We start from the raw sequence: 19,558 nt of genomic DNA on the forward strand, positions 1-19,558 counted from the left end.
ATCACTGCCACTTCTGACAAACTGTCATCCTGATGAGCAACGCGAAGAAGGATCTCTGATTAATTAAGCTTCCGGCAACGGCAAATCCGGCAGCATACCGGTAAAGTGCAACAGTCCCTGCTGGTAGTACTCGGTACTCTGTTCGTGCTCACCCAGATGAGCCAGCAATCTGGCCAGCTCGGCGTAGGCCGCCGCGGAGCCGTGAATTTTTAAACTGCTGGAAAAGTAATCCCGCGCCTTGCCCCACAATTGATTGCGCATGGCCAAACGTCCCAGCGTCAGCAACAGGCTGGCGTTGCCCGGACGTTCTTTCAGCCAGCTTTCCGCCTGCAGTAACTGTCGGCTCGGGTCCGCGCCCGCCACCAAACCATAGTGTTCCACCAAACGGTTATCCCAGTTTTTCTGCAAATTTTTGCGCAGCAAAACTTCCGCTTCGTTGCTTTCACCCAGGCTCAGCAAGTTGTTGGTGTACTCGAGAATGATGTCGACATTCAGCTGCGCCATGTAAGGCAGACGCTGCCAGCGGCCGTGCAGATTTTCCAGCGGTTTGTCGCTGGCCGCTGCGGCTTTTAACTGGGCCACATGGAGTGTTTTTTTCATATGACGCAGTTCGTCACCCTGAACAATTTTGTAGCGCTCCAGCAGCGGAATAATTTTTTCGAGGGCATCCCAGTCATGCAATTCGGTGTAGACCTGACGCTGTAAATCCAGCACCACCGGATGGCGTGGCGCCAACTTGCGGGCGCGCTCGAGACTGGCCGCACACTGCTCGAATTTTCTTGCCGCCAGTTGGTGGCGCGCCTGCGTCAGGGTCACCGCCAGCTCGGCACCGGTCTGGGTTTTATCCGCCTTGGCCAACAGATCATTGGCCTTCTTTTCATCGCCCAATTCAAAGGCACAGGTAGAGGCGGCAATGTAATTGAGCAGTGGCTCGTCAACTTTGCTGGCGCTGCGAGTCAGTTGCTTAAGGGCCACCTTCCAGTTGCCTTCGATGTAGTTGATCATGCCCTCGGACACTTGCCGGCGGGCGCGACTTTCGGAGCCAAACAGGGCCAGATTGACGGAGCGTTTGAGCAAACTCCAGCTGCCGCCGGTGAGACGATACAACAGCCACAACAGCGCCAGTCCGGCCAGCAATAATCCCAGTGCCAGCCACAGCGACATTTCCACCGAGGTATTGCCCACCACCAGCATCAGATAGCTGGGCTGGGTCATCAACCAGTGGAAACCCAGAGCACCACCGAACAGAACAACGACAAACAGAAACAGATAGCGCTTCATGATTACACCTCTTCCGCGGTCAGCGCGTCGGTTCCGAGCGAATCCAATTTGTGTTGCCTTGAAATAAACTCGCGCAGTGCCGTCAGGGAAGCGCTGATGCTTGGCAGCTGCACTTTAACGTCCATCTGTGCCAGCGAGTGCACTTCATCGGCCAGCAACAGCCCCTTGTCCTGAGTGGCAAAATACTTGCGCAGCAGCGCTTCGGTTTCCGCCAGACTGTGCTGATACACCTGTGTGTTCTCACGCAGCATGGCGAGTTGTGCCTGCTCCAGTGTGAGGCGAATGTTCTGGCGCAGATAGGCCGAGCTTTCCGGCGGCAGGACCGGCACGATGGTCTGATCGTGATGGCGCACGCGAATGTACTTGCCCACCACGGCCATGGCTTCCCAGAAGTTGGTTTTGATTCGGGTCCAGACTCCCTGATCCAGTTGCTGTTCGCTTTCTGCCACCATGGCTTCGGCGACAGGCACCGGCTGTTCTTTAACACTCAGATCACCGGGCAGATCCGACAGAGCTTCAATCTGTTCCGAGAGTGCCGCCAATTGCAGGTAGAGACCACTGCGATCGACACCGGGGGCCAGTTTCAACGCCGCCATATCGCGCGCCAGTTGTTGCCGCACGGGGAACAATTCGTCGTTGTCCAGATCTTTAAGAATCTGATCCGCCGCCTGCAGCAGCGCCAGCGCACCCTCGGTGCCGCGCTCCATCAACATGCGCTGATTGGCCAGACGCAACAGGTACTCAGCTTCGGCCAGCAGCCAGTCATCGCGGTTGGTGCTTTCCAAACTGCGCAGGCGCTTGCTGTTGTGTTCCAGGCGTTTGTCGATGCCGGCAATCGCCGCTCGCCAGCTGGACTGATCGCGGGCTTCCTCCAGCAACTGCTGCATCTCAATCATGCGTGCCTGCTGACCCTCAAGATTTTTTTGCAGGCTGGTCTGGGTTGCCACCAGTGTGCGCTGTTGCATCCAGCCCCAGTAGCCCATACCCGCCACAGTAATCAGCACCAGCAGCATCAATATCAGCAGCAGCGGGGAACTCTTGCGCGGTGCCGTCGCTACCGGCGGGGCAAGCTTGGCCGGCTGGCTGGCTGATTCGGCCGCGGCCGGCTTATCCTCGGTAGGCTGATCTGCTGCAACGGGTTTATCCTCCGCCACACTGGCCTCGGTTGCATTCGCCCCGGTCTCTTCGGTCTTGATCTCTTCAGGCTTGGTCTCTTCGACCTTGGAGGAAGGGGGATTAGAGGAAGGAGGATTGGAAGACTCAGTGCTCATAGCGTTTCCTGATGTTGATGCCATTCAATCAATGCCCGGGCCATTTCGGCATCCGTGGCATTGATCGCACAAATGATGTTGGTGAATTGTAATGATTGGGCTAACTTTAGCACGCGCTCACCGGGAACCAATACGGGCAACTGGCGCCACCCTGTGCGCTGGGTCTGCTGGATCACCCGATCCCAGTTCTGCAGGCTTTCGCCACTGTGAAGAGCGACTATGTCGGTGGCCTGACCCCAGTCGCTGCTGGCCAACTCAGTGGCGGTCTCAACCGGCAACTGGCGCTGATAGAGCTCACAGTAATCCACCTCGGCGCCCCGCTGGCGCAACGCGTCGGCCAGCAGCGGCCGACCGCCCTGACCACGGAAAATCAAAACCCGCTGACCTTGCAACTGTTGCAAACCGGGCAGCGCCAGCAGCGCTTCCGAGTTCATGGCCACGCCGGCCTCACTGGCATTGATACCATGGGCCGCCAAACGCTGGGCCGTGGCCGAGCCCACCGCGTAACTGTGGCACGACTCCGGCAGTTGCGGCCAGTCTTGTTGCAACCAGTGGCAGCCGTAATCCACGGCATTCTGACTGACAAAAATAAGATGATGGTAGTGATTCAGCTGGCCAAGGCGCTGCTCAATGGCCGCAACCGCCGTGCGGTGTTCTGGGAGGGTTTCGGTGAAGGGCACCACCTCCATCAGGGTCGCCCGATGGGTGGCGGCCCCCAGCTCGGTAAGCTGCTGTCGCCATTTTTGAGCCTGTCGTTGCGGGCGCGTAATCAGCACCCTCAGGCCGGACAGAGGCGCGTCGTTACTGACCATAGACGTCTTTGAGGATGGCGTCGGCACCGGCATCCAGCAGACGCTCGGCCAATGCCACCCCCAGCTGTTCGGCATCTGCCGCCGGGCCGGTGATCTGGTCTTCCAGCATGTGCTGACCATCGGGGCTGCCCACCAGACCGCGCAACCACAACTGATCGTTGTCCTGACGCAGGGCAAAACAGCCAATCGGTACCTGACAGCCGCCTTCAAGACGGCGGTTCATGGCCCGCTCGGCCAGCACTCTGGGGGCGGTATCGTCACAGTGCAGCGGCTTCAATAAAGCCATGATGTCGGTATCGGCCAGACGAGTCTCGATACCCACGGCCCCCTGACCACCGGCCGGCAGACTCACTTCCGGCTCAATAAACTGACGAATGCGCTGTTCGAAGCCGAGACGAATCAGACCCGCGGCAGCGAGAATAATGGCGTCGTATTCGCCATCGTCGAGTTTTTGCAAACGGGTGTTGACGTTGCCGCGCAGAAACTTGATCTGCAAATGCGGGTAACGGGCCAGCAGCTGACACTGACGGCGCAGACTGGAGGTACCCACTACCGCGCCCTCGGGCAGGGCGTCGAGCGATTCGAAGGTGTTGGAGACAAACGCATCGCGCGGATCTTCCCGCGGGCAGATTACCGCCAGCCCCAGCCCTTCGGGAAATTCCATGGGCACATCCTTCATCGAGTGCACGGCAATATCCGCGTCACCTTCAAGCATGGCGTGCTCCAGTTCTTTGACAAACAACCCCTTGCCGCCCACCTTGGCCAGCGGCACGTCGAGAATCTTGTCTCCGCGACTGGTCATGGGCACCAGCTCGACCGTGAGATCCGGGTGATGGGCTTCCAGTTCCGCTTTAACGTATTCGGCCTGCCACAGGGCGAGGGCACTTTTGCGGGTGGCGATACGGAGGGTTTTGCTCATGGGGTGTCGACTTCCAATCGTTGAATACTTGGGCGGCGCATCATAGCAGTTGCCCGGCTTAATTGCTCCCTAGAGACTGGTCAGCAGATCCTTCAAACCACCGACGTGACGGCGACTGACAACGGGGCGCAGCTCGGTACCAGTCAGCTTCACTTCAAACTGCCCTTCGATGTTTTTCTCCATCGCCTCGATTCGGCTGACCGCCACCAGAGCGTTGCGATGAATCCGCACAAAGCGATTGCCAAATTCGGTTTCCAGATCCTTCAGAGTATCGTCGACCAGGGTCTCACCGTCCTCGTGGTAGACGGTGACGTACTTGTGGTCGGCGGCAAAGTAAAAAATCTTGTCGAGATCAATCAACTCCACGCCACGCCGGGTCTTGGCGCTGATGTGGCCACGGCCCTCGAGCTTCTGATCGCTCTCGGCCAGCAGTGCACGCTGAGCCTTGTTGAGGCTGCTGACTTTATCCAGTGAGGCAAACAGGTCGTCCTTGCGCACCGGCTTGAGCAGGTAGTCTTTGGCGTTGACGGAGAAGGCTTCAAGGGCGTGCTGGTCATAAGCGGTACAGAAGATAATGGCCGGGGGATCATCCAGATTGGCCAGCTGCTGTGCCAACTCGATACCACTCTCGCCGGGCATGCTGATATCCAGCAGGATGATGTCCGGGTCGTGTTGCATTACGGCATCCATGGCCTGTGACGCATTGGCCGCCTAAGCCACCAGCCGATAGGCATCGTTGCTGTCGAGCATGCGAGCCAGTCGGTCACGGGCGAGTGTTTCGTCGTCCACTATCAGAACATCCATTGTCAGTTCCTCGATTCACTTCCGTTCAAGACGGGAAAAGGATAACAAATCTCCACCCGATATTGATCACCCTGCTCCCGCGTGATGAAGCTGGCAGCGCTGCCAAAGTGTGCCTGCAACCGATGCTGAATATTTTCCAGAGCCATGCGGTTACCCTGGCGGTGGGGAAGCCGGGTATTGTCCTCAGCGGGGACGGGGTTGCTGACGTCGATGCACAGCTGACTGCCTTTGCGGGTCAGCCTGAGATTGATTTCACCGCCGTCAGGTAGCGGTTGAATGCCGTGATGCACAGCGTTTTCAAGCAGTGGCTGCAACATCAGGCTGGGTATTTTGATCTCACTGAGGTGCGCTTGCACCTGGTCGTCGATCTGCCAGTGAACTTGCAGCCGCTGTCCCAACCGGCGCTGCTCAATGCCCACGTACTGGCGACACAGGGACAACTCCTGCTGCAGGGAAATCAATCCCGGCTCGGACAGGCTGGCACGGAACAGGCTGGCGAGATCCTCCACCATGGACTCCGCCACCTCCGGATCCGTTTCGATCAGACTGGCAATGCTGTTGAGGCTGTTAAACAGAAAGTGAGGCTGGATGCGCGATTGCAGCGCCTGAATGCGGGCCTGCAGCTCCGCCTTTTGCTGGTTGTGCAATTGTTGCTGCAGATAGAGAAAACGCAACACCACCCCGGCAAAAATGGCGGCCAGCACCAGATGATCGAGCAACACCATGGCCGCCGGCCACTCGCGCATCATGGCAAAGTGTCCCACCGCCGAGCACAGGCCAGTGACCAGCATCACCACGCCAAAACTGCTCAGACCCGCGACCCAGGGCTGCACCTGCGCCAGCCAGGGGCGCAGCGGACACAGCAGCGCGGCACTGAGCAATACCACCCACTGAATCATAAAAGAACGCAACCCGAATCCGGACCAGTCCATAGTCGACAATCCAGAGGCCACCAGCGACATGGATAACGCCAGCAGCTCGCCCAACAGCACCAGCAAAAACAGGGCCTGCAGGGTGCAAAGATTGGGAATAAACGGGCGCTGTGCCGTCTGCTGTTCGCCGCTGTTAATGATGGTGGCCTCCGCCATGGGCTTGTCGGGTTGGGGTATTGTCATTATTAGGCCATGACCGTCGGCGCACCGCAATGACGCGACCGGGCCGGGCAGGTATAATGTCGCCCCTTTGTTTATCACCATCACGCGACAGGCGAGCATTTATGAGTCAAGACGACAAAACCAATCAACAGTGGGGCGGCCGTTTCAGCGAGGCCACCGATGCCTTTGTTCAACGTTTTACCGCATCCATCCAGTTTGACCAGCGTCTGTATCGCCATGATATTGCCGGCTCCATCGCCCACGCCACCATGCTGGAAACCGCGGGCGTATTGACCGCTGAAGAACGCGACAAGATCATCAACGGCCTGAAGGAAGTTCAGAGCGACATCGAATCCGGCAAAATAGAGTGGTCCATTCCGCTGGAAGACGTGCACATGAACGTCGAGTCGGCGCTGACTGATAAGATCGGCATCACCGGCAAGAAGCTGCACACCGGTCGCTCGCGCAACGATCAGGTGGCCACCGATATCCGCCTGTGGCTGCGCGACGAGATCGACAGCATCAGCGCCGAAATGACCCGCCTGCAAGAGGGCCTGATCCAGCTGGCCGCAGGCGAAGCCGATACCATCATGCCGGGCTTTACTCATCTGCAAACCGCCCAGCCAGTAACCTTCGGCCACCATCTGCTGGCCTGGAATGAAATGCTGGAGCGGGATTTCAGCCGTCTGCAGGGCTGCCGTAAGCGCATGAACCAGTCACCACTGGGCGCCGCCGCTCTGGCCGGCACCACCTACCCGATCAACCGCGATATGACCGCCGAGCTGCTGGGCTTTAACCGCCCCACCGCCAACAGCCTGGATTCGGTTTCCGATCGCGATTTCGCCATCGAATTCTGCGCCTTCGCCAGCATCTTGCTGACCCACATGTCGCGCATGAGCGAAGAGCTGGTGCTGTGGACCTCCGCCCAGTTCGACTTTATCAACCTGCCCGATCGCTTCTGCACCGGCTCCAGCATCATGCCCCAGAAGAAAAACCCCGACGTACCCGAGCTGGTGCGCGGCAAGACCGGTCGTGTTAATGGCCACCTGATCAGCCTGCTGACCCTGATGAAATCCCAGCCGCTGGCCTATAACAAGGACAATCAGGAAGACAAAGAACCGCTGTTCGACGCCGTCGACACCGTCAAAGACTGTCTGCGTGCCTTTGCCGATATGATTCCGGCCATTGAGTCGAAAAAAGACAGCATGCTGGAAGCGGCCCGCCGCGGTTTCTCTACCGCCACCGATCTGGCCGACTACTTGGTGCGCAAAGGTATCCCGTTCCGCGATTCCCACGAGATTGTGGGCAAATCCGTGGCCTATGGTCTGGAAACCGGCAAGGATCTGTCTGAGATGACACTGGCAGAGCTGCAGCAATTCAGTGATGAAATCACTGACGACGTCTTTGCCGTACTAACCTTGGAAGGCTCCGTCGCTGCCCGCAACCACATCGGCGGCACGGCGCCAGAGCAGGTGCGCCAGGCCGCACAGAAAGCCCTGACGCTGGTCCAATCTCGCTAGGATCAGCCATGCGGCGTCGGTCCAGCGACAGGCGCCGCACACTTTTCAACCAGTCTGTTAGTTTTCTCCTCACCCGAATGGGTGATTTTTTCCACTTTTGGGTTAAAAACCGCGCCACATTAATGAAAGTGCAGTAACTCTCTACTAGGCTTAGTGGATTACTCACACTCTTGAGCGCGCACTGGTGCCCATGGAAAACAACAACGACAATCAATCATCAGTTGAAGAGCTTCAGGCCCGTCTGGACAAGCTTCAGCAGCTGTATGAAGCCAATTTGCTGGAGCTGCGCGAAGCTCGCCAGCAGACGATTGCCGCCAACCAGACCCGCGCCGAATTCCTGACTCGGATGAGCCACGAAATCCGCACCCCCATGAACGCCATCATCGGCATGGGCCATCTGCTCAAGGACACCTCGCTCAACCGCAAGCAAAAAGACTACCTCAATAACATCAATATTTCGGCCGAGAACCTGCTGCAAATCATTGATGAGGTGCTGGACTTCTCCAAACTGGAATCCGGCAAGTACCTGCTGGAAAACAACCACTTCGATCTCGACTGCGTGTTCGAACAGCTTTCGAGCGATTTCGAGGAACGCGCCAACGACAAAAACATCGAGCTGATTTTCGACGTTTCCCGCCGCGTACCCCGCTTTATCAAGGGCGACTCCCGCCGCCTGCACCAAATCCTGCACAATCTGGTGGACAATGCCGTGAAGTTTACCCACGGCGGCGAAGTCACCATTGAAACCCGCAAGGTGAAGCAAACCGGTCAGAACATTGAGCTGGAGTTTGCCGTCCATGACACCGGTATCGGCATCCCCGCAGATCAACAGGCCAACCTGTTCGAACCCTTTGTTCAGGCCGACTGCTCTACCTCGCGCAGTGCCGGAGGCACCGGTCTGGGCCTGACCATCTGCAAATATCTGGTGGGGCAGATGGGTGGCCGGATTGAAATGGAGAGCGAAGCCGGCAAGGGCAGCCATTTCTGTTTTACCGCGGTCTTTAATGCCAGCCAGCTGGGTGAGCGAACCCTGCACCCGGAGCCCCAGCGCTACAACAATTTACGCACCCTGATTGTCGACGATCACCCGGCGTCCCTGACGGTTCTGAAAAATACCGCCGAGGCCTTGCAACTGAACGTCGATACAGCCAGCAACGCCGAGGAAGCCCTGCAGAAAATTCGGACCAGAGCCCAGGACCCTGACAGCGCTTACAGTTTGGTTTTGATGGACTACAAGATGCCTGGCACCAATGGTCTGGAGGCCTGCCTACAGATCAAAACCGATGACGGTATCATCACCAAGCCCAAGTGCATTCTGATCTCCAGCTACTCCCACGATGAGATAACCGAAGAATACCCACTGGTGCGCACCGACGGCTTTATTCGCAAACCCGTAACCCCCTCACGCATCTTTGATGTCATCGCGCTGGCCTTTGGCGAGAGCCTATTTAACGAAGCCCCGGAGCAAATCCCCGAGGAAGAACAGAACCGTATTCTGGCCGATGCTCATGTGCTGCTGGCCGAAGACAACATCGTTAATCAGAAAGTGGCCATCGCATTTTTGAAGAAAAAGAATATTCAGGTTACTCTCGCCAATAATGGTGTGGAAGCCTTCGACCTGCTGAACCAGCACAACGAGCGCCACTTCGACGCCATTCTTATGGATATGGAAATGCCTCGAATGGACGGCTATCAGGCCACGCGCCTGATTCGAGAGGGTAATCACGATCGGGAAATCCCCATCATCGCCATGACGGCCCATGCACTGCAGGGCGATCGTGAACTGTGTTTGCAGGCGGGTATGGACGACTACCTGACCAAGCCGGTTAACCCCAAGCTGCTGTATCAGACCATTGCCAAGCACATCGTGCACCGGACCACGATTCAAACCAGAAAGTGACTCTACTCGAAGCACTCTGTGAGGATTGACCGGGCACGCGGCAACCGAGCCCGAAGATTCGACGCAGAATGACCGAGACCAAACCCTACAGCATTGATCGCTCGCTGCTGGCGACCATCAAAAAGCGCTTCCTGCGATTCAACCAGCAACGGCTGGAGCGCACCCTGAGCAATCTGGCGCCACGCCAACAATTGTTTCTGGAAGTGATACCACTGCTGTTTCACACCAACCATCCGGTATTGCCCGGCTACGTCAGCAATGATGCCTGCTGCGGAGTAACCAATTTCACCCCCGACAGGGCGCTGTTAAAAACCGCCAAGCAGGTCTCCAAGAGTTTCCGCTATAAAAAACTGGTTAACCGCAACAGCGCCATCGATGCCATTTTCCTGATGGGCAGTATCGGCACCATTGGTCAGAGTCGCAGCAGCGATCTGGACTTCTGGATCTGTCACGACCCGGATCTGAACCCGACACAACTGCAGCAATTGCAGCAACGCTGTGAGGGGATTGAAGCCTGGGGCAAAACCCTCGGATTGAGCGTCTGCTTTTTTCCGATGAATGCCCGGGATTTCGCCGCGGGCAAGGTCGCCGCCCTGTCCGATGACGCCAGTGGCAGCACTCAACACAAGTTGTTGCTCGACGAATTCTATCGCACCGCCATACACATTGCCGGACAGTACCCGCTGTGGTGGTTTGTGCACCCCGATCATGAAATCCACTACGCGGAGTACAGTCGGGAACTGGTCACCAAGCGGTTTCTGCGGGAGACCGACGTCATTGATCTGGGTGGACTGGATCAGATTCCTCCGGAAGAATTCATCAGCGCCGCCATCTGGCAACTCTATAAAGCGATTCAGTCACCTTATAAATCACTGTTGAAACTGCTGCTACTGGGCTCTTATGTGCGCCGCCAGAGCGACGATGAAATCCTCTCCATCGCCCTGAAAAAATCCATTTACAACAATCAGGTGGCCGCCGATAAGCTGGACCCATACCTACTGTTGTTTGCCTCCCTCAGTAACCATCTGCAGCGTGAAGGCCTGGGCCAGAGGCTGGAGTTGATGCGCCGCAGCTTCTATTTCAAAGTCAATAAACCCCTGTCAAAAACACCCCGGATATCTCCGGCATCCTGGCAGCGAGAGCTGTTGAGCGATCTGGTCAGTGACTGGGGCTGGGATCGCAACAAAATCGCCTATCTGGATGCCCACCACAACTGGAATGCCGCCCAGGTAATGGCGGAAAAACAACTGCTGATTGCCGAACTGCTCAATGGCTATCAACTGCTGACGGAATACGCCCGGAGTCACCCGGCGCGTGAGGGCAACCAACTGAATCACGATGTAGCGATTCTGGGCCGCAAACTCTACGCCGCGTTTGAGCGCAAAAGCGGTAAAATTGAACGAATCAATCCCGGCATCTCTCGCGACATAGCCGAAGAATACCTGACGTTTTACCAACACCAGCGACAGTCTTCGGAGTGGCATGTTGCCACCAGTCGCAAGCACGAAGCGTTGTACCCGGCTGAGCGCCTGCACAGTTGCCCATCTCTGATCGAGCTGATCACCTGGTGTTACTGCAATCGCATTCTGACATCCCACACCAGTGCCATCGTCAAAGTCGGGGAAAACAATGATCAGGAGCGTCCCATTCAGCCGCTGTTTCAGGCACTGGCCAAGTGGCTCCCCGAGACGCCGTCCGAGCCCTTCACACCGGATTTTAGTCAGCGGCCGCGGCCAGTCAGCTTGCTGGTGGTGATCAATGAAATGGTGATCGACGACGATGCGCCTCTGCGCTCGGAATACCCGGCCGCCAACCCGCTGTCTGCGGGAGACGAGCACATCAATCTGGTGCAGGACATTCACCTGTTGTGCCACAACAGCTGGGGGGAAATTATTGTCAGCAGCCACGAGCAGCGGCCACTCGAAGGCTTTATCCGCCACCTGCTCAGTCTGTTTGCACACGCCGATGGCCTCAATGGCTGCGCCATAGAATTTCACTGCCAGCGGGGCAACCACACCACGTCCCTGAAACTGCGCCTGGAGCAGATTCTGCGTCAACTCGAAGGGGCATTGATGCAGCAGCCAAACCATCAGGCTGGACTATTTGTGGTAGCTCTGAGGAACGAGCTGCTGTGTATTGAAAAACGGGGCGCCCAGATCCAGACGGAACTGCTCTATGACGAAGAGGCCCTGCTGGATAAACTGTCATTGCCCCGACAATATCCCATGGCCATTCATATTGATCCGCTGTCATTGAAATCCGCCGCTGTTGCGGCCATCTTCCGCGAGCAGATCAATCAGGCGATTCAGGTGTTCTACCTGGTCCAGGATGCCCATGCCGAGGTTTTTATTCTGGATGAACGCAATACCCTGACCCGCTACCAGACCCCGTTCAAGGACGAGCAGTCGCTGTTGCGACCGTTGCACCGATTTATCCGCTCAACCATCAACCGGCTGCAATTAAGCTGTGACGATATCGACAGCTTTGGCATCTATCCGGTTGAGTTCTTTGAACTGCAGCCCCAACCCGGTGGTCACTGTAATGCCCAACGCACTCATGTCACCACCGAGCTGCAGAACCTGAAATTTTTCAACATGCAGGCCATTGCCGAATCCGGTACCTGCACTCTGGATAATTTTTCCATTTACTGTGATCAACAGCACTTTCATCCCGCCCGCTGTGACGGGCAGCTGTACCGCCAGGTGGCCCGTCAGGTGCTGTCACTAAGACACAACAGCGAGCGCTACCCCTGCTATCTGACAGACCTCGATCTGGGCGACAGCCCGCAATCACTGGTGGGAGACAAGCCATTGCAGACTGCACATTTTGTTATGGTCAAAAACAGGCTGGAACATCGCCTGAACCAGGCTCTGCAGGAAATCTGAGGCTGACCGGATCAAGTGACAGCGGATGGCGGTAACCGGTATACTGCGGGACTTTTATCACTACTATTTCAAGCTGGAGTTGCCATGCGTCGCCTGTCCGCCATTTCCCTGTCTCTGCTGTTGCTAATGGGCCTCAGCGCCTGTGGTCAAAAAGGGCCGCTGACTCTGCCTCCGGAACCCAAAGCCGAGCAGCTTCAGGCACAGTAACCCTCTGCACCCTGAACAATCGCACCCGGAACAACCGCACCCAGCAACCCGCTTAATTGAGCAACACCATGTCAGATTTTTTCCAACGCGACGGCCAACTCTTTGTTGAAGAGCTGCCCCTGCAACCCTTGGCCGAGCAGTTCGGCACCCCACTGTATGCCTACAGCCGTGAGGCTTTCAGTCGTCATTATCTGGACTACGCCAATGCTCTGGGTGACCACCCGGGCATGATCTGCTATGCCGTCAAAGCCAACTCCAACATCGCCATTCTCAATGTCCTGGCCCAACTGGGCGCGGGCTTTGATATCGTCTCCGAAGGCGAATTGGAACGCGTCCTGCTTGCTGGCGGTGATCCGTCTCGCGTGGTGTTTTCCGGCGTGGGCAAAACGCCCGCTGAAATGCGTCGCGCGCTGGAAGTGGGGGTTCACTGCTTTAACGTCGAATCCGAAGCGGAACTGGAAGTGCTGGCCGCAGTGGCCGCCGAACAGGGTACCGCGGCCAATATTTCGCTGCGGGTTAACCCGGATGTGGATGCCAATACCCACCCCTATATCTCTACCGGGCTGAAAGAGAACAAGTTCGGCATTGATATTTTGGAAGCTCCCCGTGTCTATGCCCGCGCGGCAGAACTGGCCGCCCTCAACGTGGTGGGCATTGATTGCCATATCGGCTCCCAGCTCACGGAGCTGGCGCCGTTTCTCGACGCGCTTGATCGGGTACTGGCTCTGGTGGATCAACTGGCAGAGCAGGACATCCACATTCACCATCTGGATCTGGGCGGCGGACTGGGTGTGACCTATCGCGACGAACAACCTCCGGCCGTGGCGGAATTTATGGACGCCATCAAAACCCGCCTGGGCGATCGCCAGCTGCAATTGATTTTTGAGCCGGGCCGCTCGATTGCCGCCAATGCCGGCGTGCTGGTGACCAAAGTGGAATACCTGAAGCCAACCGAACACAAAAACTTTGCCATCATCGATGCCGCCATGAATGACAACATTCGCCCATCGCTGTATCAGGCCTGGCAAAATGTGATTCCTGTCAACGCCCGTGAAGGCGAAGCAAAGAGCTGGGATCTGGTGGGCCCGGTGTGTGAAACCGGTGACTTCCTGGCCAAGGATCGTCAACTCAATCTGGAAGCAGGTGACCTGCTGGCATTGATGTCTTCCGGTGCCTATGGTTTTACCATGAGCTCCAATTACAACAGTCGTCCTCGCGCGGCCGAAATCATGGTCGATGGCGATCAGGTATATTTGATTCGCGCTCGCGAGAGCCTGGCCGACTTAACCCGGGGCGAAGCCCTGATACCCAACTCCTGAACAAGGCGGAATACGGTGCGCTTTCGATTCACCAAAATGCACGGCCTGGGTAACGATTTTATTGTTATCGATGCCATCAGCCAGAAGGTCAACCTGTCGGAAAGTCAGGTGAGAAAGTTGTCTGACCGCCGCTTTGGCATTGGTTGTGATCAAATCCTGCTGGTGGAAGTCCCCTCCAGTCCCGAGGTGGACTTTCGCTATCGGATTTTCAATGCCGACGGCTCTGAAGTGGAAAACTGTGGCAATGGTGCTCGCTGTTTTGCCAAGTTTGTTACCGATCGCAAATTGACCGGCAAGCGCAATATCGTGGTGGAAACCGCCGCCGGTATCATGACCCTCAAGCTGCAGGATAACGATCAGGTTACCGTGGACATGGGTGAGCCAGTGCTCGAACCTGCCGCCATTCCATTTCTAGCCGAAACCCGTGCAGTCACCTATCCGCTGCAACTGAACGAGCAGACAATCGAGATTGGGGCAGTATCCATGGGTAACCCTCATGCGGTAACGCTGGTGGATGACACCCAAACCGCTCCGGTGGAAACCTGGGGGCCACAGGTGGAAAGCCATCCGGATTTCCCGCAGCGGGTCAATGCCGGGTTTATGCAAATCCTGTCTCGCACCGAAGTCAATCTGCGCGTCTTTGAGCGGGGCGCAGGTGAAACCCTGGCCTGCGGTACCGGTGCCTGTGCCGCTGTAGTGGCGGGGCGCTTACGCAACCTGTTAGACTCCAGAGTAACTGTCAATCTGCCCGGTGGCAGCCTGACCATAGAGTGGCAAGGTGAAGGTCACCCGGTGCTGATGACCGGGCCCGCGACCAACGTATTTCACGGTCAAGCCAGAGCCTGACCTACGGTGCAACGGCCGAATAACCAAAGCAATAATTCCAGACACTAAGAAACCGATTATGAGCGATACCCCGGTACTTGATACAGACACAGCGGTTACAGAAGCACAGGTTGTGGAATACCTCCGCAGAAATTCCGATTTTTTTGTCTCTCAGCCGGGGCTGCTGGCTGATCTGAGCCTGCCCCACGAAAGTGGCAAGGCCATTTCTCTGGTAGAGCGTCAGGTATCGGTATTGCGTGAGCGCAATATGGAAATGCGCCACCGCCTCAACAAGCTATTGGACAATGCCCGGGACAACGACCGCCTGTTCGACAAAACCAAAAAGCTGATTCTGGCGCTGCTGGAAGGTAAGAATCTGACGGACACCGTTAACGCCCTGTTTCAGAGTTTTGAAAAAGACTTTGGCATTCACTACACCACCTTACTGCTGTTTGGCGATAGTGAGACTCTGCCACCCAGCCGCGCCCGCGTAGTCACTATGCACGATGCCCGCGACGCCATCGGCAACCTGATCAAAAGCAATCGCGCCCTGTGTGGCGCCTTCAGCGACACCGAAACCCACTACCTGTTTCCGGAGTTCAGTCGCCACATCGGTTCGGTGGCCATGGTGCCGCTGATTTATGGCAATACCTTCGGCATGCTGGCCATTGCCAACCGCGACCCCAATTACTACCGCTCCAGCATGGGCACCCTGTTTCTGAGCTATATTGGCGAAGTATTGAACCGGGTTTTACCCCGTCATCTGCCCTGATAGAGGACATTGAATGTCGATGGCCGCACCACAACTCCCCGAGGCCATCGCAGCTTATCTGCAGTACCTGCAGGTAGAGCGGCAGTACTCACCGCACACCCAAAGTAACTACCAGCGCGATCTCGCCCACCTGCAAAACTTCTGTGAAAAACAGCAGCTGATATTGGTCAGCGACATTCAGGGCCATCATATGCGTCAGCTGCTGAGCCAGCTGCACCGTCGGGGACTGGCGCCAACCAGCCTGCAGCGCTGGCTGTCATCCATGCGTTCGTTTTTCAAGTTCTGCCTTAAGCAACGGCTTTGCCGCGCCGATCCGACCACAGGTCTGCGCGCTCCCAAGGCACAGAAACGCCTCCCCAAAACACTCGATGCCGATCAGATTAATCAATTTATGGAGATTCAGGGAGATGATTTTATCTCTCTGAGGGATCGGGCCATGCTGGAGCTGTTTTATTCCAGCGGTTTGCGTCTGGCGGAGCTTGCCGCAGCCAACTGGGGAGATCTGGATATGGCCGAGGGCAGCCTGCGGGTAACCGGTAAAGGCAATCGCGAGAGGGAGGTTCCGGTGGGCCGTTATGCCATGACGGCACTCAAAGCCTGGCGGACTGAAACCGGAGGGGAGTCAACGGATGCCATTTTTGTCAGTAAGCAGGGCAGTCGACTGGGTCACCGGGCGATTCAGAGCCGATTGAAAAAGCTGGGTGTCCAGCAGGGTACCGATCAACCGGTGCACCCACATATGCTGCGCCATTCTTTTGCCAGCCACATGCTCGAATCCAGCGGTGATTTACGGGGCGTACAGGAATTACTGGGCCACGCCAACCTGTCGACAACCCAGGTTTATACCCATCTGGATTTCCAGCATCTGGCCAAAATTTACGACAGCGCACACCCCAGAGCACAGAAGAAAAAAGACTCCTGAACCGGCTAATACGCCAGCTTTAAATGGGCCTGCTGGTGTAGTTGTTGCCCGGTCGCTGGGGCGGGTCGCCGCTGATATTTTTTTCAATCTGCTGGATTTTGCCACCCCCGGCCAGAAACGCTTCTACCTCGGATTGCAATTTATCACGCACCTTCTGCCGGCAATCCACACTCAGGTGCTCGGCGCCCACTTCTTTGGCATCAAACTGCTCGTCACTCATGACTGTACCCTCACGGTTTATGGCCGGCACCCTATTAATGCCCGACCCACAAGACCCTTCACGAAAGTCGAAATATCGGTATGCTGTTCGGAGCTATTTATAGTCCAAAGACAATTTAAATCGCTACCACAAACGGGGCTTTTTTTAGTTTTTTTGGCTCTAAATTTTCAGTACTTATCCTTGTTGGTTATTAATGAAAACGGATCTGTCAAACATCCTGCCCGAGGGCACAGACCTTAAACGCATCTGTGACGGAAAACCGCGGGTGATCATCAGCAGCTGCCTGCTAGGGCAGACTGTGCGCTACGACGGCGGCCACAAGCTGCTGCCCACCATAGGCCAATTTCTGTCACCATGGCTGGAGATTGTCGGACACTGCCCAGAGGTTGCCGCGGGACTGGGCACTCCCAGGCCACCAATCCAACTGATACAGACCGAGAGGGGTTTAACAGTCCGGCAAGTTAGCCCACCTTACACAGACGTTACTGATGTCCTGCGGCAGGCCAATATGGATTGGCAACAGCGACAGCATCGGTCACCGGTTGCCGCCATTCTCAAAGCCCGCTCGCCCAGCTGCGGCACTGGCTCTTCGCCTCTGCACAATGATCGGGGTGAGGAATTACCAGACATGGGCAGCGGCATCTTCTCTGCCCATCTTCAGCAGCACTTCCCAGACGCCCTGATTCTGGACGAATCCTCGGTTGCCAGTCGAGTCCAGTGTCAGAAATTGATTGTTGGCTGTTATCTGCAACAGGCTGCTAACCACGGCCAACCGGTGGCGGACTCATTAAAACAGCACCTCAAATGGCAAGACGCCACCGGATTGCAGGGCTTTTTCAAAGCTTGAAGCGCTACTGCTTTTGCAACAGGCACAAAAAAGGGAGCCATCGGCTCCCTTGCAAGATCCATCGTTCAATTGACTCAGACGGCATCACCACCGGTTTCACCGGTACGGATACGAATGATCTCATCCAGTGTGGTAATGAAGATTTTGCCATCACCGATTTTTCCGGTCTGTGCCGCTTTGGTGATTGCCTCTACCGCCTGCTCAACCATGGGCTCATCCACGGCCAGCTCCAGCTTAACTTTTGGCAAGAAGTCGACCACATACTCGGCACCGCGGTACAACTCAGTGTGGCCCTTCTGACGGCCAAAACCCTTCACTTCGGTTACGGTCATGCCCTGAACACCCACGTCGAACAGTGCAGTGCGAACATCATCCAGTTTAAACGGCTTAATGATGGCGGTGATCAACTTCATTGATTTATCCCTTTGGTCTTGTTCTATGTTTTTTAAGAGGTCGTTGTTGCGAGATTCGGTGACTGCACCAGAATGGAACAAACCGAATAATGTTGCGTACCTTACACCCTTGGCAAATGAAAATCACCCTTTTGAGCCGGGCAATTAGGCAAAGTTGTTCGCGTTTTTTACCTATATCAAAAACCACTGCTTAACGACACTCAACACTGTGGCCCACAACGAAAAAACCCGGCACTGGGCCGGGTTTTCTGAGTCAGACAACAAGTCTTACTTGTTGGTGAACTCTGGGTAGGCTTCCATACCACACTCGGCACGGTCAACACCTTCGTACTCTTCTTCTTCAGAGACACGGATACCCATGATCATCTTCAGCAAGCCCCAGACAATCAGACTGGCTACGAAGGTCCAAACGAAGATCACCAGAGTACCTACCAGCTGACCCATGAAGGTCGCATCGGCGTCGGACAGCAGTACCGCGAAGATACCCCAGATACCTACAACACCGTGCACAGAGATGGCACCGACAGGATCGTCCAGCTTCAGCTTGTCCATCATTACGATAGAGAAGACAACAATCACACCACCGATTGCACCAATGATGGTAGCCATCAGAGGAGTAGGATCAGCAGGCTCAGCAGTAATGGCAACCAGACCAGCCAGAGCGCCGTTCAGAGCCATGGTCAGGTCAGCTTTGCCGAACATAACGCGGGCAACGATCAGGGCAGCGATCAGACCACCGGCAGCTGCAGCGTTGGTGTTCAAGAATACGTTAGCCACTTCGTTAGCTACACCGATACCACCCAGTTTCAGAGTAGAACCGCCGTTGAAACCGAACCAGCCCATCCACAGGATGAAAGTACCCAGAGTAGCCATTGGCAGGTTAGCACCAGGGATAGCGTTTACCGCACCGTTAGCACCGTACTTGCCTTTACGGGCACCCAGCAGGATAACACCAGCCAGAGCAGCAGCGGCACCAGCCATGTGAACAATACCGGAACCAGCGTAGTCAGAGTAGTTCAGCTCACCGATGAATGGCACAGCAACACCGCCCCAAGTCCAGCTACCTTGAATTGGGTAGATGAAACCGGTCATCACTACAGCAAAGGCCAGGAAAGCCCACAGCTTCATACGCTCGGCAACCGCACCGGATACGATGGACATACAAGCGCCAGCGAACACAACCTGGAAGAAGAAGTCGGAAGCACCGGAGTACTCGGCCATTTCACCAAAGCCGGCTTCTTTAGATGCTGTCAGAATGCCTTCAACCGCGGCATCGTCCATTTGTGCAACAGTAGTCACACCGGACAGGAAGTAACCGCCGTCGTACATGAAGTGGTAACCACAGATCAGGTACATGGTGCTTGCTACGGCAAACAGGGCGATGTTTTTAGTCAGAATTTCAGTTGTATTTTTGGAGCGAACCAGGCCCGCCTCCAGCATGGCGAAACCAGCCGCCATCCACATTACCAGTGCGCCACATACCAGGAAGTAAAAGGTATCCATGGCGTACTGCAATTCGAAAATATTATTTTCCATTGCTGTTCTCC

Annotated in this window: 18 protein-coding genes and 1 pseudogene; 9 read left to right on the forward strand and 10 right to left on the reverse strand. The window is 56.1% G+C overall.

Annotated elements, in window-relative coordinates:
* Positions 1-63: 63 nt before the first annotated feature.
* From ACPXV9_RS02490 to ACPXV9_RS02520, 7 genes and pseudogenes are all read right to left on the reverse strand, one after another.
* The gene (locus ACPXV9_RS02490; protein ID WP_423894283.1) at positions 64-1,281 is read right to left on the reverse strand and encodes a heme biosynthesis protein HemY; all 1,218 of its coding nucleotides are present in this window, start codon (positions 1,279-1,281) and stop codon (positions 64-66) included.
* Between the two features lie 2 nt (positions 1,282-1,283).
* A complete protein-coding gene (locus tag ACPXV9_RS02495; RefSeq protein ID WP_423894284.1) occupies positions 1,284-2,552 on the reverse strand; it encodes a uroporphyrinogen-III C-methyltransferase in 1,269 nt (422 codons plus the stop codon).
* Positions 2,549-3,364, reverse strand: a complete 816-nt coding sequence (locus tag ACPXV9_RS02500; protein WP_423894286.1) for a uroporphyrinogen-III synthase — start codon at positions 3,362-3,364, stop codon at positions 2,549-2,551. Before ACPXV9_RS02500 ends, ACPXV9_RS02495 begins: the two co-directional genes overlap by 4 nt.
* Entirely contained in the window at positions 3,354-4,283 is a 930-nt protein-coding gene (gene hemC / locus ACPXV9_RS02505) for a hydroxymethylbilane synthase (RefSeq protein ID WP_423894288.1), read from the reverse strand. Before hemC ends, ACPXV9_RS02500 begins: the two co-directional genes overlap by 11 nt.
* 69 nt (positions 4,284-4,352) lie before the next feature.
* Positions 4,353-4,781 (reverse strand): LytR/AlgR family response regulator transcription factor, encoded by a 429-nt coding sequence (locus ACPXV9_RS02510; RefSeq protein ID WP_423894320.1) that lies wholly within the window; start codon positions 4,779-4,781, stop codon positions 4,353-4,355.
* Positions 4,764-4,982 (reverse strand): annotated as a pseudogene (locus tag ACPXV9_RS02515) (LytR/AlgR family response regulator transcription factor); the annotation flags it as partial. The gene ACPXV9_RS02510 and the pseudogene ACPXV9_RS02515, both read right to left, overlap by 18 nt.
* Before the next feature lie 107 nt (positions 4,983-5,089).
* Positions 5,090-6,202, reverse strand: coding sequence for a sensor histidine kinase (locus ACPXV9_RS02520; protein ID WP_423894290.1), 1,113 nt, complete (start codon positions 6,200-6,202; stop codon positions 5,090-5,092).
* 101 nt (positions 6,203-6,303) lie between these two features.
* Here ACPXV9_RS02520 and argH point away from each other — a divergent pair, with 101 nt between their 5' ends.
* The 8 genes from argH (at position 6,304) to xerC (ending at position 16,531) form a co-directional block, all read left to right on the forward strand.
* Entirely contained in the window at positions 6,304-7,701 is a 1,398-nt protein-coding gene (argH, locus tag ACPXV9_RS02525) for an argininosuccinate lyase (RefSeq protein ID WP_423894291.1), read from the forward strand.
* A 190-nt stretch (positions 7,702-7,891) separates the two neighbouring features.
* Positions 7,892-9,601, forward strand: coding sequence for a response regulator (locus ACPXV9_RS02530; RefSeq protein ID WP_423894292.1), 1,710 nt, complete (start codon positions 7,892-7,894; stop codon positions 9,599-9,601).
* A 68-nt stretch (positions 9,602-9,669) separates the two neighbouring features.
* Positions 9,670-12,486: a class I adenylate cyclase gene (locus ACPXV9_RS02535; protein WP_423894294.1), complete on the forward strand. Its 2,817-nt coding sequence runs from the start codon at positions 9,670-9,672 to the stop codon at positions 12,484-12,486.
* Between the two features lie 84 nt (positions 12,487-12,570).
* Entirely contained in the window at positions 12,571-12,693 is a 123-nt protein-coding gene (gene lptM, locus ACPXV9_RS02540) for an LPS translocon maturation chaperone LptM (protein WP_423894296.1), read from the forward strand.
* 68 nt (positions 12,694-12,761) lie between these two features.
* Positions 12,762-14,012 (forward strand): diaminopimelate decarboxylase, encoded by a 1,251-nt coding sequence (lysA, locus tag ACPXV9_RS02545; RefSeq protein ID WP_423894298.1) that lies wholly within the window; start codon positions 12,762-12,764, stop codon positions 14,010-14,012.
* A gap of 15 nt (positions 14,013-14,027) precedes the next feature.
* On the forward strand, positions 14,028-14,858 hold the full coding sequence (dapF, locus tag ACPXV9_RS02550; protein WP_423894300.1) for a diaminopimelate epimerase: 831 nt from the start codon (positions 14,028-14,030) through the stop codon (positions 14,856-14,858).
* Between the two features lie 58 nt (positions 14,859-14,916).
* Positions 14,917-15,609, forward strand: a complete 693-nt coding sequence (locus ACPXV9_RS02555) for a DUF484 family protein (RefSeq protein ID WP_423894301.1) — start codon at positions 14,917-14,919, stop codon at positions 15,607-15,609.
* 13 nt (positions 15,610-15,622) lie between these two features.
* Positions 15,623-16,531: a tyrosine recombinase XerC gene (gene xerC / locus ACPXV9_RS02560; RefSeq protein WP_423894302.1), complete on the forward strand. Its 909-nt coding sequence runs from the start codon at positions 15,623-15,625 to the stop codon at positions 16,529-16,531.
* A gap of 19 nt (positions 16,532-16,550) precedes the next feature.
* Here xerC and ACPXV9_RS02565 read toward each other — a convergent pair whose 3' ends face one another.
* Complete coding sequence (locus ACPXV9_RS02565) at positions 16,551-16,751, reverse strand: hypothetical protein (RefSeq protein ID WP_423894303.1); 201 nt, start codon at positions 16,749-16,751, stop codon at positions 16,551-16,553.
* 193 nt (positions 16,752-16,944) lie between these two features.
* Here ACPXV9_RS02565 and ACPXV9_RS02570 point away from each other — a divergent pair, with 193 nt between their 5' ends.
* Positions 16,945-17,598 (forward strand): DUF523 domain-containing protein, encoded by a 654-nt coding sequence (locus ACPXV9_RS02570; RefSeq protein WP_423894305.1) that lies wholly within the window; start codon positions 16,945-16,947, stop codon positions 17,596-17,598.
* A 74-nt stretch (positions 17,599-17,672) separates the two neighbouring features.
* Here the strand turns inward: ACPXV9_RS02570 and ACPXV9_RS02575 are convergent, their stop codons facing one another.
* Together ACPXV9_RS02575 and ACPXV9_RS02580 are read right to left on the reverse strand one after the other, a co-directional pair.
* Complete coding sequence (locus ACPXV9_RS02575; RefSeq protein WP_423894307.1) at positions 17,673-18,011, reverse strand: P-II family nitrogen regulator; 339 nt, start codon at positions 18,009-18,011, stop codon at positions 17,673-17,675.
* 267 nt (positions 18,012-18,278) lie between these two features.
* Entirely contained in the window at positions 18,279-19,547 is a 1,269-nt protein-coding gene (locus tag ACPXV9_RS02580) for an ammonium transporter (protein WP_423894322.1), read from the reverse strand.
* Positions 19,548-19,558 lie beyond the last annotated feature (11 nt).

The sequence above is a fragment of the Candidatus Pelagadaptatus aseana genome, assembly GCF_040362265.1.
Taxonomy (GTDB): domain Bacteria; phylum Pseudomonadota; class Gammaproteobacteria; order Pseudomonadales; family Cellvibrionaceae; genus Pelagadaptatus; species Pelagadaptatus aseana.